A 26,657-nucleotide genomic window follows, 5' to 3' on the forward strand; every position below is an offset into this window, starting at 1 on the left:
TATGAAGACGATTTGCAAAACTGATTTGTGTGATTTTTTATGTTTTGCAGTGCTTAATAGTGTCAAATCTCCTGTCTCACATCTAATATTTGTTTCCCTTTTTCTAATCTGCTTTAATTTCGATGTAAGGGCGCAAAGCGGTTTTTCAAACCAGGGTACCGAATTCTGGACCGTTTACATGGATCATATTGATGCCCCCACTACAAGCGATCCCAGGGGTACGGTAAGTAAAATGGATCTTTATATTACTGCCGATGCAAATACCCGGGTAACAGTTGCCATAGCCGATGGCTCTTTTTCGCAAAGTTATGATGTAGTTGCCCGTCAAATACTCACTGTTATAATACCTGCAAGCGCTTTTATAGACCAACAAGGCCTAAGTTTAAAAGGTATTCATATTACCGCACAAAAGCCGGTTGCGGTTTACGCCCATATTTTTGCGCAGAGTGTTTCGGGTGCCACACTTTTGTTGCCTGTAAATGTGCTTGGTAAGGATTATGTTTCTATTAATTACACCCAGATATCCAATTCGCTCAGCAGTGAAAAAAGACCATCTTATTCCACATTCGCGGTAATTGGTACCGAAGATAACACCACCGTTGAAATAACGCCAACTACCTACCTGCTGAACGGCGAGCCGCCAGGTAAGGCCTTTACCGTCACTTTAAACAAAGGGCAGGTGTACCAGGGCCTGGCCAATGACGATTTAACAGGTACCCGCATCCGCACCTTAAGTACACAGGTCGGCTCATGTAAAAAGGTAGCTGTTTTTTCGGGGAGCTCAAAAATACTTATCGGGTGTGCTTCCAAAAATAATACCTCTGATAACCTTTTTCAGCAGGTTTATCCTACAGCTGCCTGGGGCAAAAATTACATTACGGCCCCCTTAAAAAGCCGCTATTACGATGTTTTCAGGATAGTTAAAAGTGATCCTAACACAACAGTAAATTTAAACGGCGCTAATCTTTCATCTTCGGATTTTGTTAACGGGCGCTATTACGAGTTTAATTCGCTTGCGCCAAATGTTATTAAAGCCGATAAGCCGGTGCAAGTTGTGCAATATGCCGTAACCCAATCAAAAACTATTAGTTGTATTGATACCGCGTATGATACGGGCGACCCGGAAATGATTTATCTTAATCCGCTTGAGCAAACGCTTGATCATGTTACCTTAAACTCAACCGGCAACTTCAGGATAGTAAATAACTTTATCAATGTAATTATTAAAACAACCGCGGTGCCAACTTTTGCACTTGACGGTAAACCTTATACCCAATTTAAGCCAGTTAGCTATAATCCGGCTTATTCATACGCCCAGATAGATGTTAATAACGGCGTTCACCACATTAGCGCGGCTGATGGTTTTAATGCCATAGCATACGGTTTCGGTAATGCCGAATCATACGGATACGCGGCGGGTACCAACCTCAAAAATCTAACCCGGTTTATAGCTTTAGATGACCCCAAAACGAATACCTCTACATTAAACGGCTGCTCTGGCGTAGCCTATAAAATACAATTAACCCTGCCCTACAAAACCACGCGGATTAAATGGGATTTTAAAAATGGGGTTACTTACGATGATAGCAATCCGGTTGTAAAATCAACTTCGGTAAAAGGGGGGCAGATCTTGTATTTATATGAGTACGCAGCCGAAAAGGTTTATAAGGCCGGCGATTACACGGTACTGGCAACCGTATTTAATCCTGTTGCCGACGAGTGTGGCTCGGATGAAGACGTAGAGCTCGACTTTAATATCTCCGATCCGCCTGTATCAAAATTTAACTTTTCGGATGTATGTTTGGGCGATACCACTTTTTTTAGGGATGCATCGATAACCAATGGCCGCGAAATTAAAACCTGGTTATGGGATTTTGGCGATGGATACACCGATGTGGTGCAAAACCCGTCACATTTTTATAAAAATATCGGAGAATACACAGTCAGGCTTACTATTACTAATGAAAATGGTTGTGCCGATATATCGGAGGCTTCTACCGTTAGCATCAGCAATTTGCCTGTAGCAAATTTTGATGTTGCTGCTTCAGGTTGTCCGGCGCAGGATATAACCTTTACCGATCAGTCTGTAACTACTGATGGTACAATATCAAAATGGATATGGGATTTTGGAGATAGCACTGCCGTGATAACTAAAACAGATAAATCGCCCATTGCACACGTTTACCAGGTTGCCGGTACTTATATTGTAAAATTAACCGTGATGAATGCTAATGGCTGCTCCGGATTGGCTATGCAAAAGACTATAGCAATAAGCGAACTTCCGGTAGTCGATTTTATTTTGCCGGACGCTTGTACTGCCGATTATGTTCAATTTAAAGACAACAGCACCATAGCCGACCACACAGAGGACGATTTTATTTACCATTGGAATTTTGGCGATGTTAACGCTACCGCCGCCAACAATACATCTGTCCAAAAAAATCCGCAACATCATTATACCGAGGCCCGCGATGATTACCAGGTAAGTTTGACAATTACATCAAAATATGGTTGTACTTACACCAAAACAAAAACTTTTACTGTTAACGGCGATATCCCCAAAGCAAATGTGGTTTTAAAAGACCCATCGGCAGTATGTAGTAATAAAGAAGTTTTTTTTGAAAACCGGTCGACGGTTAATTTTGGAAAGATAACCCGGCTGGAGGTTACATTTGATATGGCAGACGCCTCATCATTGAGGGTATATGAACATCCGGTTTACGGGCAACAGTTACGCTATACTTACCCGGTATTTACCGATGGCGACCGTACTTTTAATGTGCATGTCGCAGCTTATTCTGGTGGTGTTTGCGCCAATATTCAGGATTTTCCCATAGTCGTAAAAGCTACTCACATTATCACTTTTGCGCCTGTACCATCTATTTGTCCCGAGGCTAAACCTATACAACTTGCGCCTTTAAGTGTGACAGGCCAGCCAGGCAGCGGCTCATATTACGGCAATGGTGTAAGTTTAAGCGGCTTATTTAACCCGGCTGTTGCCGGTACGGGTGCAGCTAATATCAACTACGTATATGCAACTGCTAATACTTGCCCCGATACTGTGAAACAACAGATTGTGGTGTACCCGTCGCCAACTGTAGCTATAGAAGGGCCGCTAACCCTGCTTGAAGGCGCCACAGTTACTTTGAATGCATCGGTAACCGGTCATGAGCTGGTTTATAAATGGTACCCATCAACAGGTTTGAATCGTGATGACGGGTTGAACCCTTTAGCGGGCCCCGCCGAAACTACCACTTACCGGTTGACGGTAACATCTGCCGAAGGCTGTTCAAGTTCGGCTGATGTTACGGTGAAGGTTTTAAAATACCTGGTAATACCAAACGCATTTACACCTAATGGCGATGGAAGAAATGATGTCTGGAATGTGAAATATTTAAATGATTATCCCGACAATACCGTCGAAGTATATAACAGGTACGGCCAAAAACTATTTTCATCAATTGGCTATCCTGTTCCCTGGGATGGCAGATACAATGGAAATTACCTTTCGCCAGGTACATATTATTACATTATCAATCCTAAAAATGGTCGTAGGGTGGTATCCGGAAGTGTCACTATTATGAGATAGTAATAATGTTAAAATTTATAAAAACTACATGAATAACTGAAAACGTCGATATTTTTATAAATTCTATCGATAGAATATGTAATAGATACAGAGAAAGATTATATTCGTCAATTGGTTACAATGCACCCCATAACGGCAAACAGAATGGATCTGATTTGCCTCCGGGAATGTATTATACATAATGAAACCTAAACCGGACGGAATGTTATTTGGGTTTTTGTAGCCATTATAAGATAAATTAATGAAGAGAATTTTATACGCGATTGTTTTTTTTATTGCAGGTGTACATTTTGCATATGCGCAGCAAAAGCCTCAATACACCCAATATATTTTTAATAATTACCTGCTAAACCCGGCCTTAACCGGAATTGAGAATTATACCGACGTTAAAGCAGGCTACCGTAGCCAATGGACGGGTCTTGAAGGCGCACCTACAACCGGTTATTTAAGCATCAACGCGCCTATAGGCGATAGATTTGTGCAGGGTGATGCCACGGCCTTCCCGGCAAGCGGCGGGCTTAATCCATCGAGCAGGTTATATACGCAGCAATACCAGGCTGCCGAACCACACCACGGCATTGGCTTAACTTTAGTATCTGATAAAACGGGCCCCATAAGCCAAACAACTATTGATGCTACTTACGCCTACCATTTAGGTTTGACCGATAGATTGAACCTTGCTGTTGGCGTATCGGCGGGCGTAAGCCACAACGTACTCGATCGTGCGGCGCTTCATTTTGGTGGGGTAGATGACTCTGATCCGATCCTGGCTAACCTTAACACCAACCAATGGAAACCCGATTTGGGCTTTGGTGTTTGGGCTTATGCTTCTGATTACTTTTTTGGTGTATCGGTGCAGCAGATATTGCCGCAAAGCCTGTATGTAACCGGGTCATCATCGTTAAACAAAACGGTGCCGCACTACTTCTTTACGGCTGGCACCAAGCTGTTTTTGTCTGATGATGTAACACTTATCCCGTCGGTATTGGTTAAAGTGATACAGCCGGTGCCTACTACTTTTGATGTAAATATGAAAATATCGTTCCAGGACAAGTTTTGGTTAGGAGGCTCATACCGCCGTAGCGATTCTTTTGCGGCCATGGTTGGTTTCAACCTTAGCTCCTTCATAAATGTAGGTTACTCTTATGATTTTACTACCTCCGCCCTAAATACGGTGAGTAACGGATCGCACGAAATAGTTATCGGGATACTCCTTAATAACCGTTACAAAGTTACCTGCCCGCAACATACGTTTTAAGTTGGTAGCAAGTAGTTAGTATCAAGTATCAAGATAGGAGGGGACTGACTAACATGGCTATTTCTATAAATAAAAAATGCCCTGACACACAATCGTGGCATTTTCTGTTTCTTTTATATTTATCTCATCTGCACATCTTCCTACAGTTCTCTGCGCAGCCTTGCAACCGGGATGTTCATTTGCTCGCGGTATTTGGCTACTGTGCGGCGGGCTATGTTATAGCCGGCATCCTTTAATATATCGGTAAGTTTTTCATCGGCAAGGGGGTGGCGTTTGTCTTCTTTACCAATATGCTCTTCCAGGATCTTTTTAACTTCTTTATTAGATACCTCTTCGCCGCTTTCGGTCTGGATGGCTTCTGAGAAGAACGATTTTAACAGAAAGGTTCCAAACTCCGTTTGAACGTATTTAGAGTTGGCCACACGTGATACGGTACTGATGTCCATGTTTATCCTGTCGGCAATGTCCTTCAGGATCATTGGCTTCAGGTTTTTATCATCGCCCGTAAGGAAAAACTCATATTGGTACTGCATAATAGCATTCATTGTTTTTAACAATGTTTGCTGACGCTGTTTAATAGCATCGATAAACCATTTGGCCGAATCGAGCTTTTGTTTTACAAATTGTACTGCTTCCTTTAGTTTCTTATCCTTTTGCGATGCCTTATCATAATGTTGAAACATTTCCTGGTATGACCGGCTTACACGCAACTCAGGAGCGTTTTTGGAGTTTAAGGTGAGTATCAGTACGCCATCGTTATTGGTGATATGAAAGTCAGGTATCACCTGCATCTGTTTGGTGTTAATTTCGTTACTATCGCCCGGCTTAGGGTTAAGTTTTAAAATTTCGTTGATAACACCCCGCAACTCGTCCGAATCCATGTTTAACGATTTTTCAAGCTTATCGTAATGCTTGCGGGTAAACTCGTCAAGATATTGCTCAACAACGATGATCGCCTTTTTTATGATAGGGTCATTAGGGTCTTTTTTGCGGAGTTGGATGAGCAGGCACTCCTGCAAGCTACGTGCGCCTACACCGGCCGGATCAAAGCTTTGGATCACTTTTAACATGTCTTCAACTTCTTCATCCTCGGCCATCACATTTTGCGAGAAGGCCAGGTCGTCGGTAAGCGACATAATAGGGCGGCGCAGATATCCATCATCATCAAGGCTGCCAATAATCTGTTTGCCTATCCTGAAATCCTTATCACTCAGTGGTAACAGGTCAAGCTGGAGTTGCAGGCTTTCAAAAAAAGAGCTCTGTACAGCAATCGGTATCTCTTTTCGCTCATCCTCATCATCGCCATTTTGATCATACCGCGATCCATAGTCATTTACGTTATCATCCTGCAAATAATCATCTATGTTAAACTCATCCATTTCACCCTTTTCTTCGTCGCCATTAAAAGTGTCTTCGTCGGGGTCGCGGTCAGGGTATTCTTCAACAGGCTCATTCAAATTTGTTAAGCTCAGGTCTTCAAGCGCGGGGTTTTCTTCCAGTTCTTCTTTAATACGGGTATCAAGAGATACGGTAGGCACCTGCAGCAATTTTATAAATTGTATTTGCTGTGGCGATAGCTTTTGTAAGAGTTTTTGTTGAAGGTTCTGTTTTAGCATAGTTAAGATGTGGCCAAAAATACATCAATTACCGTTAACTTTAAAATAACTTACCGTAAATGGAGTAATGATGATAAATGCTAAATAAAAACTTTTGTTTGGTTGATGTGTTAACAATCTTAATCAAAAATTAATATCATGGCCATAATAAAAGAATTTAGGGAGTTTGCCCTGCGTGGCAGCGTTGTTGACCTTGCAGTAGGTGTTATTATTGGCGCCGCTTTTGGTAAAATAGTTACCTCGCTGGTAACGGATATCATTATGCCGCCAATTGGCCTTATTATAGGCGACGCTGATTTTAAAGATATCAGGATATTGCTGAAGCATGGCGATGCCGACAAAAAAATACCCGATGTAGCCGTTAACATTGGTAATTTTATTAACATAACAATTGAGTTTTTGATAATTGCTTTTTGTATTTTTCTTATTGTAAAAACAATTAATGCACTTAAACGGCCGCCTGAGCCTGCCCCGGAACCAGAACCGGTTCCAACAAAAGAAGAAGCTTTACTTATTGAAATCAGGGACCTGCTGGCTGCAAAGAAAACTTCTCTATAGTTGTAAGGATCGTGGCTGTACTTTTGTCTGGTGCCCGCTTTTAAAAAATGCGGGCCGTAAACCATCGGTTTTGTGCTAAAAGCTTTTGCGCGACTTAGGATCAGTTAGTATAATATAGTCTGCCAGTTTACTGAATTTGCTCCAGTCGGGATTGTCAAAGTTGTCATCGGCATAAGCGCCTACGGTTATTACGCGCGCTTTTGGGGCATATTTTTTTAACTGGGCAACAGCGCCCATTTTTTCTTCACTATGAAACCCGCCGTTAATTTGCATGATTTTAAAGTCGGTATGTTTTTTATAAAACTGCGCTATTGACCAGCCCATGGTTGCATCCCAAAGGTTTTGCGACTGATAAATTTGCATCCCTGCCATAGTGTTGTGGCCGCCCATTATCTTTACAAATTTATCGTAATAGGCGCCCGTAGCCGTATCAATGGGCAGGGGAGGAAGATAGCCCTTGGCTTGGGCGTTAAGTTGCTGCAGGCTGTTTAAACCGCTGCGTGTTACCATGTTGGTATAGCGCGATGGAGCGTTGGCTGCCACTATGGGTATTTGGCTTTGTTTGGCCAGCTCAACCATGGGGCGATAATCTTTATAATTGGGCCAGGTGCGTGCATCACTTATCAGGCTTTTTTCGCGGATGAGGCCGTTCAGGTATTCGTTTAATACCAGCTGGCAATCGGTAGTAAACATTTCCATGGATAAAGCCGTTTTACCGGGATATTGTTGCGCCAGTTGTTTAAAAAGTTCCAGTTCCAGTATATGCCCTGTAGAGTCATTGTGTTCCTCGCCAAAAAATAATATGTCGGCTTTAGCCATGTTATTGATAATATCGGCAACTGCTGCGGTTTTCTGGGTTGCTGTGCTATATATTTTATAATGAATTGGTTCGGTTGCCTGGCTTAAAGCAACAAACGGTAAGCAAATGAAAAGCAGCAGGATAGATAGTTTCATATTGTGGTTTTAAAGCGCTTAATTTACAGTATTAAACATGGAGCCGCAAATAGGAAAAATAGTGTTTGAAATGTTTTAAAATATTACTACATTTGCGCTCTTGTTTTTAAAACGACGAATAGAATAAATAGTTATGAAAAGAACGTTTCAGCCTTCTCAAAGAAAAAGAAGAAATAAACACGGATTCCGTGAACGCATGTCAACTGCTAACGGCAGGAGAATATTAGCAGCCAGAAGAGCTAAAGGCAGAAAAAGATTATCAGTTTCTGACGAGGGTCGTCATAAAGCATAAACCGGTTGCACTGATTGGCATTAAGCCAACCAATGGATGCCGATTGTCTGCTTAAATTCCGGATCCAGATAAGCAACTATGTATACTTTTAAAAAAGAAGAACGGTTATGTAATAAAAGGCTTATTGATAAGCTTTTTCATAGCGGCTCTTCTTTTTTGTGTTATCCTTTTAAGGCCTCGTGGTTGTATCATACCCAACCGCAACAATATCCTGCCCAAATATTATTTTCGGTTTCCAAAAAGCGTTATAAGCACGCTGTCGACCGTAATTTAATAAAGCGCTATATGCGCGAAAGCTACCGGCTGCACAAACAACAAAACCTATACAATTTGCTGCAAACAGCCGATAAAACCATCGTGCTATCGGTAGGTTATATTGGTAAAACAATTGAGCCCTACAGTGTCATCGAAAAAAAGATGCTGAAGATGCTTGCCCAACTCGCAGAACAATTAACTGCTACTAATGCTCCTGCTGTATGATGGCGCTGGTAAGCTTGTTTAAAACGTTGATAGGCTATATTTTTATCGTGTTGATAAAAATATACCAGTATTTTATTTCGCCGATGACGGGTGCTTCGTGCAGGTATACGCCAACATGCTCGCAATATGGGGTAGAGGCTATCAGGAAGCACGGGGCTTTTAAAGGCGGATGGCTGACCATTAAACGAATTGCCAGTTGTAACCCCTGGGGAGGGCACGGGCATGATCCGGTACCTTAATTAGTTTTAAGTTTTGAGTGATGGGTTTTAAGTTTTCCTTGTTGCCCTAAGCTTAAAAGGTTTAATTTTTTGTTTTGTAAAGTGCGGTGGTGATTGAATTTTTCAACTCACAACTCACAACTCACAACTCACAACTGAAAAAAATGGGCCTCATTTTACAAATAGAAACCGCAACAACGTCATGCTCGGTGGCATTGGCGGCCGATGGTAAGATTTTGGATTTTAAACAGGTAAATGAACGTAATAAACACGCCGAGGTAATCACTTTATTTATTGAGGAACTTATAGCTGCCGGTAATTTTACTTACCGCGACCTGGATGCCATTGCTGTAAGTTGCGGCCCGGGCTCGTATACAGGCTTAAGGATTGGGGTATCCACAGCAAAGGGCCTTTGCTTCGCGCTTGATAAACCACTTATAGCAATTGAAACTTTGGAAGCGATGGCTTATGGTGTAATTAATGATAACACAATAGCCATCAATAAAAACATATTGTTATGCCCCATGATTGACGCCCGCAGAATGGAGGTTTATTGCAGTGTATTTAATTATGCGGGCGAAAAGCTTAAAGATACAGCCGCCGAAATTATTGATGAAAATAGTTTTGCTGATTTATTAAGCAACAACCAGGTTTTGTTTTTTGGCGATGGTGCAGATAAATGTGAAGCTGTTTTAGGCGGTAACCCCAACGCCATTTTTTTACACAATTTCGAAAACTCCGCGACCTACCTTACCCAAAAGACAGCCGGGAAGTTTGCCAATAAAGATTTTGAAGATGTGGCCTATTTTGAACCCTATTATCTGAAGGATTTTATAGCGGGGAAAAAGAAGTAAAAGCCGGGAATCAAAAAACAGAGGCCAACCTAAATGTCATGCTCTTGATTTTCGATTATTGACTGTTTGCCATTTATAACAGAAACTTATATTATTTTTGAGCGGTTAATTAAATAAATGGCAAAACTATCTACCTCGCGGCAAAAAGCCCTGATGCGCAAATATGCCCGCAACGTTAAGTTTTTGATGATGCTGGTGAGCATCTGCCTTATCGTTTTCTTTTTACCAAAACAGGCAAAGTTTAGTTATGAATACGAAAAAGGGCGCATCTGGAACCAAAAAGACCTGGTGTCGCCTTATAATTTTGCTATACTAAAAACGCCCCAGGAAATTGATAACGAAAAGAAAACCGCCTATGAAAGTATCACCCCTGTATACCAACTTGATGCCGCCGCAGGCGACCAACAGATAGAAGGTTTTAAAACCGATTTAGAAATCAAGTGGCATAATGCGGGTATTAACGATAAACTTAAACCTAAATATATTGATGCGGGCATAGCTTTATTAACAAATTTATATAATACCGGTATTTTAAAGCTCAACGATAAATATCTGCGCCACGCCAATAACTACCCTATTACCATTTTAAATAAAAACGTAGCTACAGAAAAAAATACCAACGCCCTTTTTACCAAAGAAAGCGCGCTGGCGTATTGTGATAAGGTATTAAGTAAACGAACCGATATCGACAGGGCTTTTATGCTCGATTTGCTGCAAAACCGGATCCAGAACAACTTAAGCTATGATGATAACCTAACCACAAGGCTGGAAAAAGAAGTGTACGATGGCCTTTCTATCACCCGTGGAATGGTACAAAAAGGCGAGGTGATAGTTTATAAAGGTTCGGTTATTAACGATGATGTTTATCAGAAACTTGAATCCTACAAAAAAGCGTTTGAAAATAATGCCCGCGTTAATGGTAACCACGTATTGGTGCTGCTGGGGCAATTTTTATTGGTATCAATAGCCATATCGTTGCTTATGATATTCCTATACCTGTTTCGTAAGGATATTTATGCCGATAACCGGCTGGTGGGTTTAATATTGCTTGTAATAACAGCTATGCTGGCCACTTTGTCGGCCGCTATCAAATTCCAGTTCCCAGTAAATTTGTATTATATACCTTATTGTATTGTACCAATCATCATCCGTATTTTGTTTGATACCCGTTTGGCGCTCAACATTCATTTGCTGGTAGTTTTAATAGCCGGATTTTTTGTACCCAATAGCTTCGAGTTTGCTTATTACGAAATAACCGCCGGGATGGTATCCATTTACAGTATCAAAAACTTAATCCGGCGCGAGCAGTTCCTGGTTTCTGCCGGGATAATTGTATTTACCTATTTTGTGGCGTTCCTGGGCATTTCGTTCATAAGGGAAGGTACTTTCCTGGAGATTGACTGGATGGATTTTCTGCCTTTTGTGGTAAGTGTACTGCTTACATTGCTGGCTTACCCAATGATTTATGTATTTGAAAAGATCTTCTCCCTTACATCTGATATCACCCTCATCGAGCTTACCAATACCAACGCGCCTTTGTTGCGCGAACTGGCCTTTACGGCGCCCGGTACCTTCCAGCACTCGTTACAAGTGGCCAATTTGGCCGAGAATGCAATTTATAGCATCGGTGGCAATGCTTTATTGGTTAGGGCGGGAGCTTTATACCATGATATTGGTAAAATGGAGAACCCGCTGTTTTTTATCGAAAACCAAAGCTCGGGCTTTAATCCGCATGATAAGCTGCCGTACGAGGAGAGCGCACAAGTAATTATCCGCCACGTGAGCAAAGGGATTGAAATGGCCCGCAAAGCCAACCTGCCCGAAGTTATTATTGATTTTATCCGGACCCATCACGGTAATACCCGCGTCGACTATTTTTACCAGTCATCATTGAAGAATTTTCCGGAGAAATTCATTAACGAAAACATTTTTAGGTATCCCGGGCCCATCCCTTTCTCTAAAGAAGCGGGTGTTTTGATGCTTGCCGACTCCGTTGAGGCCGCTTCGCGCTCATTAAAAGAACCGGATGAAGAATCGATAAGTGTTTTGGTAGATAGGATTGTAAAATATAAGCTAGATCAGAACCAGTTGAAAGACAGTAATATAACGCTGAAAGATATAGAAACTATTAAAGAGATATTTAAGCGGATGTTGATGAGCATTTACCATGTGCGGATAGATTACTAAAAATCCGAACTTTTTTTTTGACGGGAAACATGAATTGCTATATTTGCAATCCCGAAAACGGGGGACAAGTTTAAAAATACTGGTGAGGTGCCTGAGAGGCCGAAAGGATCAGTTTGCTAAACTGACGTACGGGAAACTGTACCGAGGGTTCGAATCCCTCCCTCACCGCTGATAAGAATATCAAAAACTAACAAAAGCCTGTAAATCATATGATTACAGGCTTTTGTGTTTTCAGAAAACACCCAAAATATGCAATAAATCGCATATAAAAAATGTATAATTCGTTGAGTAGAACCCTCAATTAAATTTACTCAACGAAAACTGCATAACTATCTGTTTTATAGCATGTTCAATGCTTAAACATCTTGACTTTTGACTGCTGCATTTCGATATTTATTCACTTAAAAAGAGTCGTTATGTTAGAAAAAAGTTTAGGCTTATTATTTTATATAAGAAAGCCGAAAAGTTACACTGATGGATTATTGCCCATTTACCTGCGAATTACAGTAGATGGTATTCCTAAAGAAATTTCCACAAAAAGGTCTTGGGATCCCGGAAAATGGAATGCCAAAGCCAACAGAGCTACCGGCACAAAGGCAGAATCGAGGTCGCTTAATGAATACCTGGATATATTGCAAAATAAAGCCTACGAGGCGAGGATGCAGTTAATTGAAAGGGGTAAGGTGGTCTCTTCGATTGCAATATTGGATATTTTATCAGGGGATGGTCAGCGAAAATGGATGTTACTCACACTATTCAAAAATCACAACGATGAACTGAAAGCGATGATTGGGAAAGGAGTAGCCAAGGGAACAGTAACCAATTTTAATACTTCATACAGCCATATTGCCACCTTTCTTAAATCGGTATATAGAATAGACGATATCAGCATTCTTGCCCTCGACCTTGAATTCATAAAGAAATTATATAATTGGTTTAGGACGGCTAAAAGTTTGAATCATAATTCAGCGCTGAAGAATATTGCTAACATGAAAAAGATCGTATTGGATTGCGTTGATAACGGCTGGCTGCTCAATGACCCTTTTGCGAAGTTTGAAATGACCAGGGATGAAGTTGATACTTCACGGAATTTAAAATAGGTTTCTGAAGGCATAAAATAATATTTCTTGATAAACGACTTACCATAGTTTTAGTTTATATGCCTGAAAAAAATCGTACGTTGCCTTCATAAATAAGCGGTTCGCGCCCAATCTGGGGAGCAAATTGCCTTAGTATGTCCGCTAAGCCCATTTTTAATTTTCTACCAAATTTAAATATAAGTTTAAAGCAAATAGAGGCACATTTTGGTTCGAGCACGCTCTGTTATGGACACTGGAACATTGAACCAATTTCGGAACAACTGATCAAGGCACGCGGAATCAAGACGTCAACCCCGCCAAGGCCTCACATTTTACCACTTCGCATTCAGTTTAATTACGCTATATTAGTTGGTCAGTCCCATAATGTTATTTCCTTTTATATCGGTTTCAAACAATGCGTTTAAATTTATTGATAACGGCTATTATAATATGCGTCTTCAACACAGCTACCGCGCAAAACAGTCAGTACCAATTTTCGCATTTGGATATTACCGATGGGCTTTCCAACAATCAGGTAAATTGCATTTATAAGGATACTAAAGGGTTTATGTGGTTTGGGACCATGGCCGGTCTCAACAGATACGATGGTTATAAATTCAAAATATTCAAAAATAACATTCGTGACGCCACATCGTTGAGTGATGATTTTATCATAGACATCACGGAGGGCCCTTTCAATAAACTTTGGATACAAACACGCAATGGACTTAATGTATATGACCCATTGGCCGAGCGGTTCGAACGAAATATTAACCGTACATTATCTAATCTCTCCATTCCGGGTAATTCAATCAACAACATAAAAAAAGACAGGTACGGCAATTTCTGGTTCCTGCATCCCACGCTTGGTGTTTATAAATATAATCCAAACGCGAAAAAAACGATACATTTTGAGCATAAGACCGGCGATACCACTTCGCTTTATGCTGATAACCCGACAGATCTGTCAGAGGATTTAAATGGTGATATTTTACTGATCTATCAAAACGGAATTATTGAAAAGATAAATCATCATACCAATAAAATCGATCAGAGAATATACGCCGTTAAAAAAATATTCAGCAATGAACAAAGTACGTTTAGGATTTTTATTGACCGCCAGAACGATTTATGGGTGTTCAATGTAAATAATCCGCACGGTATATATTATCTGAATTTAAAACGTAATATCGTTAAGCACATCAATACAACTTCGGCTGGCAGTCACTTAAATTCCGATGTTGTTACTAATATTATTCAGGATGACAAAAATACGATCTGGATAGCAACGGATAATGGCGGGATCAATCTTTTAAATAAAAGTGATTTCACAATTGAATATTTAGTAAAAAGGGAGGACAATAGTAAAAGTTTGGCGCAAAACGCTACAATATCACTTTTTAAAGATAATACAGGAATTGTTTGGATAGGTACTGTTAAAGAGGGTATCAGTTATTATCATGGGGATATTATCAAGTTCCCCTTGTATAAACATTATTCCTCCGACCCCTCCAGCATAGGTTATGATGACATCAATAAGTTTGCTGAAGATAAAAAAGGCAACTTATGGATAGGCACTAATGGTAAAGGCCTTATTTATTTTAACAGAAAAGACGGCACTTTTACCAGTTTTCTGCACAATGCAGCCAATGCTAATAGTTTAGCCAATAACGTTATTGTTAGTTTATGTGTAGACCATGAAAATAAGCTATGGATTGGTACCTATTTTGGCGGGTTGGATTGTTATGACGGCAAGACTTTCACGCATTACCGTCACAACGATGCTATCCCCAACAGTATATCTGATAATAGCATCTATGAGATCATGGAAGACTCTTCTCATCGCTTGTGGATAGGGACGCTTAACGGCGGGCTTAATTTATTAGAACATGGCAGCCAAGCCTTTAAACATTATAAAAAAGATAGTCCCGGTTCTATTCTAAATAACTATATATCAGGTTTGGCAGAAGATGAAGATCAGAATATATGGATCAGCACTTCTTACGGGATCAATGTCTTGCTGAATAGATCTCATAAATTCATTTATTATTTAGCCGACCCGAAAAAAGGCAATAGCCTGATCAACGATAACGTTACCAATTTAACCGAAGATTCCAGGCATCTTTTCTGGATAGCTACCCGCAATGGCTTAAGTATTTTTGATAGATCAAAAAGGCAATTCACAAATCTCAGGAAAGAAGACGGACTACCCGATAACGCGATCCTGGATATATTAGAAGACGATAACCATAATATGTGGGTAAGCACACCCAATGGATTGTCGAACATTATAGTAAAACAACAAAATGGAAAATTGAAATTTCGGTTTGAGAACTATAACGAAACCGACGGTTTACAAGGGCGTGTATTTAATGAAAATGCATCGCTAAAGACAAAAAGCGGCGAACTCGTTTTTGGAGGACCACACGGCTTTAATATTTTTAACCCTTCATCGATAAAATTGAACAAAGGCGCTCCCAATTTAATCTTAACTGATTTTCAGCTTTTTAACAAGAGTATAAATGCAGGAGACATCTTAAACGGGCATGTTGCACTTTCAAAATCTATAACGGAAACCAAAAACATAACTTTAAAATACAATGAAAGCGCCTTTTCAATAGAATTCGCTGATCTGAACTTTTTCAGTCCGGGTAAATCTAAACTTGAATACAAATTGGATGGATTTGATAAGGACTGGATAACCAGCGATACGAGGATCAGAAAAGCTACCTATACCAACCTGGACGCTGGGAATTATGTGTTCCGGGTGAGGGCCTCAAACGCTATGGGGATACAGAACACCAACGATTTGACCTTAAATATAAAAGTGTTGCCCCCGTTCTGGAAATCGCCAATCGCCTATGTTATTTATATATTTTCCATTCTTGGGATCTTGTATTACATCCGCAAACAAGGCATTAAAAAAATAGAAACGCGGTTTGAGATTGAGCGCGTGCGAAAGGAAGCGCAGGATAAGCACGAGCTGGATATAATGAAAATAGATTTTTTTACCAACGTTAGTCACGAATTCAGAACGCCTATCGCCCTGATTATGGCGCCGGTTGAAAAATTGTTAAAACAGGCCGATGATAATTATAGCCGGCGAAAGCTTCAATTGATCCACGAAAATTCTAAGCGGCTGCTTAATATGATTAACCAGCTATTGGATTTTAGTAAAATGGCAGTAAAAAAACTTCAGCTTGACCTGCGTGAAGCTGATATCATTAAAATTATTAAAGAAGCAAGCGATTTATTTACCGATTTGGCGGATAAAAAAAATATCAGTTTTTCATTTAAGTGTGATACTGGTTCGGGATTTGCTTTTTTTGATCAGGATAAAATTGAAAGAATACTTTTTAACCTGCTTTCAAATGCATTTAAGTTTACCCCCGACTTTGGTAATGTAGCAGTTGAAGCAAAGTTGTTGGAATCCAATAGCGTGGAAATGACCTTGCTCGAAATTAAGGTAATAGATTCGGGTGTCGGTATTCCCGCAGATAAAAAGGATAAAATTTTTGAACGTTTTTTTCAGAATGACATGCCCGCCTCATTAATTAACCAGGGCAGTGGTATTGGCTTATCAATTACAAAAGAGTTTGTTGATTTGATGGGCGGCGCCATTTCCGTTGAAAGTGAACATGGGAAAGGGAGTTGTTTTATTGTGCGGCTGCCCTTAAAGATATCCCATAAAAATAATTTTACCGGTATTGAAAATACCCCCGAAAGATTGGAAGCTCCTAAACCCGACAGACCAAGTCAGGAAAAACGCAATAAAAATATTACCATTTTAATTGTGGAGGATAACCCCGATTTCAGGGCTTATCTAAAAGATGATCTCGGGCAATTGTATACTGTTGTTGAGGCTGTAAATGGTAAAGAAGGCTGCCAAAAGGCATTGGCATTACATCCTGATTTGATCGTAAGCGATATTAACATGGCCGAAGTTGACGGTATTGATTTTTGCAAAAAGATCCGAAGCGATAAACGCACCGAACATATACCATTTATATTAATTACCGCTTTTACCGGCGACGAAAAGCAGCTGGCCGGTTTGGGAACCGGGGCGAACGACTACCTAACCAAGCCTTTTAATTTTGAAATATTACGTTTTAAAGTGCATAACCTGCTTAAAAACCAGCAATTAGTAAAGGAAACATATCAAAGACAAATTGAAGCCAAACCCGGCGATTTAGAAGTAGAAACTCCTGATGTGAAATTCATGAAAAAGTTATTGGCTGTTATTGAAACGAATATTCCAAATCAGGGATTTTCGGTTGAGTTATTAAGCAGCCAAATGAATATGAGCCGTAAGGGATTATACAATAAAGTATTTAATCTTTCCGGCAAAAGTCCGGTTGAGTTTATTAAGTCAGTAAGGTTAAAAAGAGCAATACAACTTCTCCAGACAAATCAATTCACCATAGCCGAGATCGCTTACGAAGTGGGTTTCAATGATGCGAAATATTTTTCCAAAGTATTTAAAGCAGAGTTTTTGGTGACTCCTTCTCAGTATTTGGATAATACGGATCTAATTAAAATCTAAGATCACTCTACCTCAAAACTAATCATTTAAAAAAACCGGGCGGTTCGCGTACCTGTACAAAAACAGAACGTATCTGTAATCGCTGTTTTTCCTTTCAATAATTTATGGTTATGAAAAAAAGTCGCCTTTTGCAAAGGGGGCTTTTACACCAATTTTTAACGTCAATAAATATTAAAATACTGGTTTTCAGTTATTTGTGTTTTATGCGGATTCGCATTTTTCATACCAAACATCCCCATTATAACCCACAGCGATTAAAGTTTGCCGATAACTTTACCGGAATATAATACGTCCAATTTATTATATCAAGCCCTGATTTATAAACCAACTAATTTGATTATGCCTAAAAAATTACGATTTAAACGTTTAACGTTTTTTGAACCTTTTCGCCCTGCGGGAACCTTTTACTCAAGACCGCCCCGCTTTTAGGATGCCCACAATTTTAAAGCTTTTTTGATATATGCGAACACACGTATTCTTAGCTTTTTGGTGGCGTACCTGATCGGTACATTAAATAATACGAACCAATAAATTTCAAAACCAATAAAGATCACCCTATAAATTATGAAGAAAAAGCGACACTGAAAACTTAACAACCAAACCAAGTACAATAAACCAATTATTTGATTCCTATTAAAATTCCTTTATAAATGGAAAAAAGTTTACAAAAAAAATTAAGACACAGTATATTGCTATTTATAGCAGCTGTTTTTCTGGGCTTTTCGGCTTATGCGCAAAGCAAAAAGATTACCGGAAAGGTAACAAGCGCCGACAATTCAGAGCCGCTTCCCGGCGTCAGCATCAAAATTAAAGACGGAAACACCGGGGCGATATCGGGTGCCGATGGTACTTATGCCATCGACGCAAAACCGGGCGATGTGCTGGTATTCAGTTTTATCAGTTATGCTACCCAGCAAATAAATGTAGGGTCGAGGGGGACAGTTAACGTAGCACTTGCGCCATCCGTTAACGGCCTGGATGAGGTAGTTGTAATTGGATACGGAAGAGCGACAAGAAAAGACCTTACAGGTTCCATATCATCTGTTAAATCTTCTGATATTGTACAAACGCAGCCTACAACAATCGATCAGGCATTGCAGGGTAAAGCAGCCGGCGTTATAGTACAACAGGTATCCGGCCAGCCGGGCGGGGATGTTAACATACAAATACGTGGCGTAGGCGGCTTTACAAGTTCACCGCCGTTGTACGTTATAGACGGTGTACAGATCCCGCCTAATACACAGTCCCCGATCTCCGGTAATGGTTCTAATCCGTTGTCATCTCTTGATCCCTCTCAGATAGCCTCGATCGATATCTTAAAGGATGCCTCGGCTACTGCTATCTATGGCTCCCAGGCCTCAAATGGTGTGGTGATAATCACCACCAAAAGAGGGACTTCCGGCGCGGCGGCAATAAGCTATGACGGCTACTTTGGCTGGCAAAAGCTGCCAAAATATTATAACACGATGGACTTGCGGCAATACGCCACGTTCATGAATGAAAAGGCGGCCATCATCGGTTATGACCTTCGCCCGCAGTTTGCCAATCCGCAGTATATGGGTACCGGTACCAATTGGCAAAAGGCATTGTTCCGTACTGCTCCGGAGCAAAACCATAATGTGGCGATAAGCGGCGGCAACGACAAAACTAAATATTTTTTATCGGGCACTTACTTTTCCCAACAGGGGATCGCGTTGGGGTCAGATTTTAAGAGAGGGACACTTAAATTAAATTTAGATAATAAGACAACCAACTGGTTAAAAATAGGTACAAGCCTGGCTTTTGCCAACGTATCCGAAAACGTAGCCACAAGCAACACCGGCGTAATTTTACAGGCATTGCGGCAAACTCCCGATGTTGAAGTAAAAAACCCGGATGGTACCTGGGGCGGCAACGATCCCAACATATATGGCGCGTACGGCGTTAACCCATTTGCGATAGCAACAATATTAACTGATGTAAAAAGCAGGTACCAGTTGATCGGGAACGCCTATGCTGAAATTCAGTTCACAAAAGACCTTGTTCTGCGCAATGAAGTATCCGGGAATTTTGATTTTGCCAACGAGGATTATTTTAATCCAACTTATACCATGGGGGCGTACACCAGGACATCCAATTCAGGTACAACCACCAGTGGGCAAAACTTTTATAAGTCCATTACCAATTACCTCACCTACCAGCATACGTTCAATAAGAAATACTACGTGAGCGCGACCGCAGGGCACGAGGCCCAGAAGGTTAATACCAGCTCAGTTTCGGCGAGTAGGACAAATTTTGTGAGCAACAGCGTTACAACCATAAGCAGCGGCGACCCAACCACCGCAACTAACACCGGCGTTAAAGGGGCCGGAGCACTGGAAGCTTATTTTGGCCGTGCAAACTTTACTTATGATGATAAGTACTTAATAACCGCAACCGTCCGCAGGGATGGTACATCAAAGATCGATTCTGCAAACAGGTGGAATACCTCGTACTCGGGCGCTATTGCCTGGAGAGTTAACCACGAAACGTTTTTGAAAAGTGTAAGATCAATAAACGATTTGAAACTCAGGTTAAGTTACGGGTTGGTAAATAACCAAAACATTGCCGAATACGCTTATGGCTCAACGTTAACCACCGTGGCTACAGGCCTTTCAGGCAATTCACAGCTAACAGCCACATTAGGGAACCCCAATATAAAATGGGAAACTACAAAGTCCTACAACCTTGGCTTGGATGCCAGCTTTTTTAACAACAGGATTGAGTTTTCCGGCGATGTTTACTACCGCAAAACAAACAATTTATTATTAAGCCTTACCGAGCCTTACTATTCGGGGACGTATGCCGCGGGCGGGTATTCGCCAGGTGCAGTGCTGGCCCCTTACGTTAATATCGGATCTGTCAGCAACAAAGGCTTTGAGTTCACGCTGACAACCACCAACATTAAGTCAAAGAGCCTGAGCTGGAGGACCAGCCTGGTTTATTCGCAAAACAAAAATACCGTTTTGGCGCTGGCACCCGGAACACCGGCCATTTATGGTACTAATTCCAAAACAGTTGTAGGAGGTTCCATCGGTGAGTTTTATGGATATCAAACATTGGGGATATACAAAAATGCTGCTGATTTTACTAAATATCCGGCAGTGTGGCAAAATGGAAGCGGCCCTATTCCTATTACGCCGGGCTCAGGCGGGGTTTGGGTAGGCGATGTTATTTTTAAAGATAACAACAACGATGGTAAAATAGACGCCTCCGATCAAACCAGCTTAGGTTCGCCGCTGCCCAAATTTCAGTATGGCATAACCAATACCCTTACTTATAAAAACTTTGATTTAACTGTTTTTATGACCGGCGAATACGGTAATAAAGTTTACAACGGCGTAAAAGTAGCAGGTAACGACCCAAATCAGAATTTTGGTTATTTCGCATCAGTACTTAATTATTCCAGGATTGGCCTGATTAACCAAACCGGTTCCGCATCGGATATTAACAACGTTTATATTACTAATCCGGGCACCAACATCACAAGGATCAGCCAAAGCAGCGGCAATCAAAATACCATCTTTTCGGACAGGTATGTCGAAGACGGGTCTTTCCTGAAGTGCAAAAGCATAGCGCTTGGTTATAAATTCTCTCCAGCTCTTTTGTCGAAGATCCACCTGAAGTCATTGCGCATATACTGCAATTTGACGAACGTATTTACTATCACAAAGTACACAGGGTACGATCCTGAAATTGGTTCATGGAACCCCTTAAATGCAGGTATCGACAACGGCTATTATGCGCAGCCCCGCGTTTTGACCATTGGAGCCAACATATCCCTAAATAATTAAAAATTACTATTATGAAGCAGCTAAAAATATTTATTTCTTTATTAATTGTGATTGTGGTGGCAAACGGTTGCAAAAAGGAATTCCTCAACAGGCCACCTTTAACCGGCATCACAACCGATAACTTTTATAAAAGCACGGCCGACTTAAGACTGGCTACAGCCGCTATTTACGCGCAGCCATGGTTTAACTGGAACAATTTCGGTTATCTTGGTATTGGCGATGTGATGAGCGGTAATATGCTCACTCCCTATAATCCGCAACTGGTACAGTATACCACATTTTCACTAACCAGTGACAATAGTGACCTCGCAAACGCGTGGCAGGGCTTTTTTAATGTTGTTGCCCACTGCAACATCAATATAAAGGCCATCAATACAAAATTACCTGATAGCGTATCGGTAAAAGGTAAAAACGGGGCGCTTGGCGAGTTAAGGTTTATAAGGGGTACCGCTTATTTTCATATTGCCCAGTTATGGGGCGCAGTACCTATTATTGAAGATAATGACAAATTAATTGCGAACCCGTTGGTGCCACGCCATAAGCTTGCCGACGTTTATAAGTTCATCATAAACGATTTAAGGTTTGCTGTAGCCAACCTGCCTACTTCAGATCAGCCGGGGCGGGTAACCACCTGGTCGGCACAGGGAATGCTGGCAAAGATATATCTAACCAGGGCCGGCTTAGGTCAAAGTGGTACCAGGAACCAAAATGACCTGGACAGCGCGACATATTTTGCGGGTAATGTATGCAAAACAAGCGGTTTAAGCCTTTTGCCAAGTTATTACAACCTTTTCCGTACACAGTATAATGACAATTCCGAATCCTTGTTCGCCTTTCAGTGGGCCCCCGGGGTTGGGTACGGTAACGGCAATAGTATTCAAACCTTTTTTGCGCCGAGTTCCTTGCTTGTAACCGGTAACGGAGGCTGGGGCGGAGCTTATGGCCCGACCATCGATTTAGCCAATCTGTATACTTCGCAGGATTCCATCCGTCGTAAAGCTACCTTTATGCTGACCGGCGATTATTATCCCGAATTAAATGCCGCAGGCGGGGGGTATACATCCGGTGGCTGCAATGTAAAAAAGCATGTTGTAGGCACCGCTGCCGATAACAACTCGCCAACAATGGACTTATGGTCATCCATTGAACACAATACCGTACTGCGCCTGGCTGATGTATATTTAATTTATGCGGAAGCGTTGATGGGTAACAATAGCTCGACCAGCAATGGGCAGGCATTGCAATATTTTAACGCGGTAAGGACACGGGCGGGTGTACCTGCGGTAACCAGCATTACCAGTACATCTTTGATGAATGAAAGAAGGATAGAACTGGCATTTGAAGGCCAGTACTGGTTTGACCTGGTCCGTCTTTCCTACTACAATCCGCAGGAAGCGGTTAAGTCGCTTAACAAGCAAATCAGGCAACAGTTTTCATATGATCCCGGTACAGGAATAAAAACACCTGTACCAAATGGCATGGTGATTACGCCTGCAACCGTTGCAAATTTCACCCTGCCAATACCGGCAAATGACCAAACTGCCGACCCCATATTATTGCAGGCGCCGGTGGCCTATTATAAATAAAATCAAATCATTTTTTACCAAATAAAAAATCATGAAAAAGCTACTTCAAATAAGCCACTATCATTTATTGCTTGTTTTATCCGCGGCGGTGATGCTTTTTGCTCAGTCAGGCTGCAAAAAAGAAGCATCGTCATCTACCGGGATGCCTGCCATTACATCCATACGTAATTATGTTGCACATCCCGGCGATTCCCTTTTAAGCAAAGTTGGCACCGGCCAGTGGGTTGTTATTTCCGGTCACAACTTAAAAGGCGCCTTGAATATTTATTTTGATGGCGTTGCGGCTTCTTTTAATGACGCCTGGTTCTCTGATACCAGCGCTATCGCATTGATCCCTGCTGTTATCGCTTTCCCAACAGTAGCTGCAAAGCAGCTAAATACCATACGTTATGTTACTACACATGGCGAAACCACCTTCTCTTTTCCCATTGTAGCTCCCGCACCCACAATTTCCGGCATTTCAAATGAGGACGCCAATCCCGGAGATTCTGTTACCATCAACGGGTTGAACTTTTTCTACGTTCAAAGTTTAACTTATGCAGGTTTGCCCGTAACCGGTTATACCTCATCAAATGATGGTACAGCCATTAAATTAGTTGTGCCTGCCGCGGTTACCCAAACCGGCGGAATTGTTTCGGTTACCACAAAAACCGGCTCGGCTGCTACCGTTTATAAGGTGCATGATTTTGTTGACGGTGTGCTGAATAATTACGATAACGTCAATAATTTCAGTTGGGGATCCGGAAGTTCAAACAATTCGGCAACTTATCCCGGCAACAACGGCAATTATGGTATAATGAACGCATCGAACGTTGGTGGCGGAGATGGTTCCTGGTGGAATTGGGCGCGGTCAATCAATCTTAACCCGGTTCAGTGGGTGCCTGTCGCTAACCTGCAGGATGTAGTGAGTAATTATGCTTTAAAGTTTGAAATATCGGTAACTACGCCCTGGACAGGCGGTACAATCGGGATTTTAAAGGATTATTCATGGAATTATGCCGTCAACTACAATCCGTGGAAAAAAGGCAATGGCTCAACAACCGCGTTCACAACTAAAGGCTGGCAAACAGTAACCATGCCGTTATCAAGCTTTGTAGACAGCAAGGGCTTACCAGCCGCAAGCCTGACTGATTTACTTGGCTCGGGCGGAGCAGGTGGCGTAAACTTTTTCTTTGTAAACAATGGAACAACAACCGTCGCCTCGTTTGAAGCCGCGATTGATAATATCCGAATCGTAAAAATTAAATAAAAGCTTGTTTTAGTTGGTTATATGATGCCATGGGCCTTTGAGAGGGCCCTGGCATTTTTTTACGATGAGCACAGTTTGTTAACATAAACAAACTGTAACCATATCAATCCAATCATGCTACAATTATGCTTTAAAACGCAATAGGATAAATAAATCGGTGTAACTCACAAATTATAAACATATACATAATAACGAATGGCCAATACCCAGAAAAGTTGTCTTTTAGGCTGTGCATTAGCACTGCTAACTGCAGGCTCAGCCAAAGCGCAAAGCCTGGTAAACCCAACAACCGAAGTCAAGATCACCCGGCTGATCAAAAAAATGACTTTAGAGGAAAAAGTGAGCATAATACATGCAAGTTCATCATTCACATCCGGCGGAATAAAACGCTTAGGAATCCCCGAACTCGTCATGTCTGATGGGCCACATGGTGTGCGGTCAGAGCATGGCCGGGGCTACGATGCAATTGCCAATGTTAACGATGCAGGCACCTATTTGCCTACGGGCAATACGTTGGCCGCTACCTGGAACCCTGCGTTAGGATACGCTTTCGGCGCGGTATTGGGCAGCGAAGCCAAGTACAGGGGCAAGGACGTGATACTGGGCCCCGGTATTAACATTATACGATCACCGCTAAACGGACGCAATTTTGAGTACCTGAGCGAAGACCCTTACCTGGTGTCGCAGATGGCTGTTGGTTATATTAAAGGGGTGCAGGATCAGGGTATATCCGCCTGTATAAAACACTTCGCCGCTAATAACGAAGAGGTTGACCGGGGAACCGTTGACGTTCAGATGAGTGAACGCGCGCTGCGTGAAATTTACCTGCCGGGTTTTAAAGCAGCCATCACGATTGGAGGTGTAAATACCGCCATGGGTTCTTATAATAAATTCAGGGGACAGTACGCTACGGAGAATGCGTACCTGATAAACAAGATACTGAAAGGAGAATGGGGATTTAAAGGCGTTTTGATGAGCGATTGGGGTGCCGTGCACAATACGATGGAAGCGCTGCAAAATGGTACCGACCTGGAAATGGGCACGGATCTGAATATGTTGCCCAATCCCAATTATCATAAGTTTTTTATGGGCGATACTGTGGTCAGCCTTGTTAAAAGTGGTAAAGTACCGGTAGCCCTTATTGACGATAAAGTGCGACGCATACTGCGGATAATGTACAAAACCCATATGCTTGGTGGCGCAACACGTGCACCCGGAGCTTACAATACAGCTGAGCACCAGCAAACGGCATTAAAAGTAGCCGAAGAAGGTATTGTATTATTGAAAAATGAAGGCCGGGTGCTGCCGCTTAAAAAATCGGCAATAAAAAGTATAGCCGTTATAGGCAATAATGCTGACCGGGAAAATGCGCTCGGCGGAGGCAGTTCACAGGTCAAGGCTAAATATGAAATTGCTCCGCTACATGGGTTGAAAAATCTGTTGGGAAATTCGGTAAACATACAATATGCCCAGGGCTATAAAATAGCAAAAGACGCCGTTGCCGATCCGCAGTTAATTCAACAAGCTGTTGACGCGGCCACAAAAGCCGATGCAGCGATCATATTTTGCGGATGGACGCATGGCTACGATTACAATGTATGGGGTGATAATGCTTTTGATGCAGAGGGCGTTGACAAACCCAACATGAATATGCCTTTTGGTCAGGACGAACTGATCAAAGCTGTACTGAAAGCCAATCCTAACACTGTTGTGGTATTAATGGGCGGCGGCCCGATAGATATTACCCAATGGGTAAGCCAAAGTAAAGCTATTATTGAAGGCTGGTACCCCGGTATGGAAGGTGGCAATGCTTTAGCAAAGATTATTTTTGGCGAAGTTAACCCATCCGGCAAGTTGCCAATGACATTCCCTAAAAAACTGGAAGAATCGCCCGCGCACAAATTAGGTGAATTCCCAGGCGTAAATGGCACCGTACATTATAACGAAGGCATATTTGTAGGCTACCGTTATTTTGATACTTATAAAATTGAACCCCAGTTTGCTTTTGGTCATGGGCTATCATATACCACGTTTGACTATAGCAAGCTTACATTGCAAAAAGGTGCCGGTAAAACAGCTGTAGTTAAATTTATAATAAAAAACACCGGTAAGGTTGCGGGTGCTGAAGTGGCGCAGTTATACGTAAAACAAACGAGACTGTCTGTTGAGCGTCCCGATAAAGAATTAAAAGCGTTCAAAAAAGTGTTTTTGCAACCCGGCGAAAGCAGAGAAGTTAGTTTTATCCTTAATCAGGATGCGTTTTCTTATTATGATGAAAAAAAGAATAACTGGGTTGCCGATGCAGGGCAATACAATATTTTGGTGGGCAGTTCGTCCAGGGATATTCGCGTAAGTAAAAGTGTAGAATTATAAAACCCTTAC

16 protein-coding genes and 1 tRNA gene are annotated in these 26,657 nt (G+C 41.6%); 15 read left to right on the forward strand and 2 right to left on the reverse strand.

All coding sequences use genetic code 11. The annotated features are described in order from the left end of the window. Positions 1–178 precede the first annotated feature (178 nt). Entirely contained in the window at positions 179–3,589 is a 3,411-nt protein-coding gene (locus AC1DXF_RS05890) for a PKD domain-containing protein (RefSeq protein WP_477447087.1), read from the forward strand. A 241-nt stretch (positions 3,590–3,830) separates the two neighbouring features. After that, positions 3,831–4,847 (forward strand): PorP/SprF family type IX secretion system membrane protein, encoded by a 1,017-nt coding sequence (locus AC1DXF_RS05895; RefSeq protein ID WP_477447089.1) that lies wholly within the window; start codon positions 3,831–3,833, stop codon positions 4,845–4,847. A 140-nt stretch (positions 4,848–4,987) separates the two neighbouring features. Here the strand turns inward: AC1DXF_RS05895 and rpoN are convergent, their stop codons facing one another. After that, positions 4,988–6,463: an RNA polymerase factor sigma-54 gene (gene rpoN / locus AC1DXF_RS05900; protein ID WP_477447091.1), complete on the reverse strand. Its 1,476-nt coding sequence runs from the start codon at positions 6,461–6,463 to the stop codon at positions 4,988–4,990. 138 nt (positions 6,464–6,601) lie between these two features. On the opposite strand from rpoN, the gene mscL reads away from it, so the two are divergent. After that, positions 6,602–7,021 carry a large-conductance mechanosensitive channel protein MscL gene (mscL, locus tag AC1DXF_RS05905; protein ID WP_477447093.1) on the forward strand — a complete coding sequence of 140 codons (420 nt, stop codon included), beginning with the start codon at positions 6,602–6,604 and terminating at the stop codon, positions 7,019–7,021. A 75-nt stretch (positions 7,022–7,096) separates the two neighbouring features. Here the strand turns inward: mscL and AC1DXF_RS05910 are convergent, their stop codons facing one another. Next, entirely contained in the window at positions 7,097–7,975 is an 879-nt protein-coding gene (locus tag AC1DXF_RS05910; RefSeq protein ID WP_477447095.1) for a ChaN family lipoprotein, read from the reverse strand. Between the two features lie 133 nt (positions 7,976–8,108). Between AC1DXF_RS05910 and rpmH the strand changes: the two genes are divergently transcribed. From rpmH to AC1DXF_RS05970, 12 genes are all read left to right on the forward strand, one after another. Then, positions 8,109–8,267 carry a 50S ribosomal protein L34 gene (gene rpmH / locus AC1DXF_RS05915; RefSeq protein WP_076375290.1) on the forward strand — a complete coding sequence of 53 codons (159 nt, stop codon included), beginning with the start codon at positions 8,109–8,111 and terminating at the stop codon, positions 8,265–8,267. 78 nt (positions 8,268–8,345) lie between these two features. Continuing rightward, positions 8,346–8,747, forward strand: a complete 402-nt coding sequence (gene rnpA / locus AC1DXF_RS05920; protein ID WP_477447097.1) for a ribonuclease P protein component — start codon at positions 8,346–8,348, stop codon at positions 8,745–8,747. Next, on the forward strand, positions 8,744–8,986 hold the full coding sequence (yidD, locus tag AC1DXF_RS05925) for a membrane protein insertion efficiency factor YidD (RefSeq protein ID WP_477447099.1): 243 nt from the start codon (positions 8,744–8,746) through the stop codon (positions 8,984–8,986). Before rnpA ends, yidD begins: the two co-directional genes overlap by 4 nt. Before the next feature lie 143 nt (positions 8,987–9,129). Continuing rightward, on the forward strand, positions 9,130–9,819 hold the full coding sequence (gene tsaB / locus AC1DXF_RS05930) for a tRNA (adenosine(37)-N6)-threonylcarbamoyltransferase complex dimerization subunit type 1 TsaB (RefSeq protein ID WP_477447101.1): 690 nt from the start codon (positions 9,130–9,132) through the stop codon (positions 9,817–9,819). Positions 9,820–9,936: 117 nt separating this feature from the next. Next, positions 9,937–12,006, forward strand: a complete 2,070-nt coding sequence (locus AC1DXF_RS05935) for an HD family phosphohydrolase (RefSeq protein WP_477447103.1) — start codon at positions 9,937–9,939, stop codon at positions 12,004–12,006. 81 nt (positions 12,007–12,087) lie between these two features. After that, positions 12,088–12,174 (forward strand) — tRNA-Ser (locus AC1DXF_RS05940). A 248-nt stretch (positions 12,175–12,422) separates the two neighbouring features. Then, entirely contained in the window at positions 12,423–13,106 is a 684-nt protein-coding gene (locus AC1DXF_RS05945; RefSeq protein ID WP_477447105.1) for a phage integrase SAM-like domain and Arm DNA-binding domain-containing protein, read from the forward strand. A gap of 394 nt (positions 13,107–13,500) precedes the next feature. Further along, a complete protein-coding gene (locus tag AC1DXF_RS05950) occupies positions 13,501–17,628 on the forward strand; it encodes a hybrid sensor histidine kinase/response regulator (protein WP_477447107.1) in 4,128 nt (1,375 codons plus the stop codon). A gap of 650 nt (positions 17,629–18,278) precedes the next feature. Continuing rightward, positions 18,279–21,440, forward strand: coding sequence for a SusC/RagA family TonB-linked outer membrane protein (locus AC1DXF_RS05955; protein ID WP_477447109.1), 3,162 nt, complete (start codon positions 18,279–18,281; stop codon positions 21,438–21,440). A gap of 11 nt (positions 21,441–21,451) precedes the next feature. Then, positions 21,452–23,026: a RagB/SusD family nutrient uptake outer membrane protein gene (locus tag AC1DXF_RS05960; protein WP_477447111.1), complete on the forward strand. Its 1,575-nt coding sequence runs from the start codon at positions 21,452–21,454 to the stop codon at positions 23,024–23,026. 31 nt (positions 23,027–23,057) lie between these two features. After that, on the forward strand, positions 23,058–24,275 hold the full coding sequence (locus AC1DXF_RS05965) for a glycan-binding surface protein (RefSeq protein WP_477447113.1): 1,218 nt from the start codon (positions 23,058–23,060) through the stop codon (positions 24,273–24,275). A gap of 195 nt (positions 24,276–24,470) precedes the next feature. Further along, a complete protein-coding gene (locus AC1DXF_RS05970) occupies positions 24,471–26,648 on the forward strand; it encodes a glycoside hydrolase family 3 C-terminal domain-containing protein (protein WP_477447115.1) in 2,178 nt (725 codons plus the stop codon). Positions 26,649–26,657: the final 9 nt, after the last annotated feature.

The organism is Mucilaginibacter sp. P2_A5, assembly GCF_056404995.1.

Bases quoted from the DNA above. Each gene is read 5' to 3' on its own strand.
- yidD (WP_477447099.1), top strand. From the start codon at position 8,744: ATGATGGCGCTGGTAAGCTTGTTTAAAACGTTGATAGGCTATATTTTT.
- rpmH (WP_076375290.1), top strand. From the start codon at position 8,109: ATGAAAAGAACGTTTCAGCCTTCTCAAAGAAAAAGAAGAAATAAACAC.
- AC1DXF_RS05955 (WP_477447109.1), top strand. From the start codon at position 18,279: ATGGAAAAAAGTTTACAAAAAAAATTAAGACACAGTATATTGCTATTT.
- AC1DXF_RS05890 (WP_477447087.1), top strand. From the start codon at position 179: ATGGATCATATTGATGCCCCCACTACAAGCGATCCCAGGGGTACGGTA.
- AC1DXF_RS05970 (WP_477447115.1), top strand. From the start codon at position 24,471: ATGGCCAATACCCAGAAAAGTTGTCTTTTAGGCTGTGCATTAGCACTG.
- AC1DXF_RS05910 (WP_477447095.1), bottom strand. From the start codon at position 7,975: ATGAAACTATCTATCCTGCTGCTTTTCATTTGCTTACCGTTTGTTGCT.
- AC1DXF_RS05935 (WP_477447103.1), top strand. From the start codon at position 9,937: ATGGCAAAACTATCTACCTCGCGGCAAAAAGCCCTGATGCGCAAATAT.
- AC1DXF_RS05950 (WP_477447107.1), top strand. From the start codon at position 13,501: ATGCGTTTAAATTTATTGATAACGGCTATTATAATATGCGTCTTCAAC.
- AC1DXF_RS05945 (WP_477447105.1), top strand. From the start codon at position 12,423: ATGTTAGAAAAAAGTTTAGGCTTATTATTTTATATAAGAAAGCCGAAA.
- AC1DXF_RS05895 (WP_477447089.1), top strand. From the start codon at position 3,831: ATGAAGAGAATTTTATACGCGATTGTTTTTTTTATTGCAGGTGTACAT.
- rnpA (WP_477447097.1), top strand. From the start codon at position 8,346: ATGTATACTTTTAAAAAAGAAGAACGGTTATGTAATAAAAGGCTTATT.
- tsaB (WP_477447101.1), top strand. From the start codon at position 9,130: ATGGGCCTCATTTTACAAATAGAAACCGCAACAACGTCATGCTCGGTG.
- rpoN (WP_477447091.1), bottom strand. From the start codon at position 6,463: ATGCTAAAACAGAACCTTCAACAAAAACTCTTACAAAAGCTATCGCCA.
- mscL (WP_477447093.1), top strand. From the start codon at position 6,602: ATGGCCATAATAAAAGAATTTAGGGAGTTTGCCCTGCGTGGCAGCGTT.
- AC1DXF_RS05960 (WP_477447111.1), top strand. From the start codon at position 21,452: ATGAAGCAGCTAAAAATATTTATTTCTTTATTAATTGTGATTGTGGTG.
- AC1DXF_RS05965 (WP_477447113.1), top strand. From the start codon at position 23,058: ATGAAAAAGCTACTTCAAATAAGCCACTATCATTTATTGCTTGTTTTA.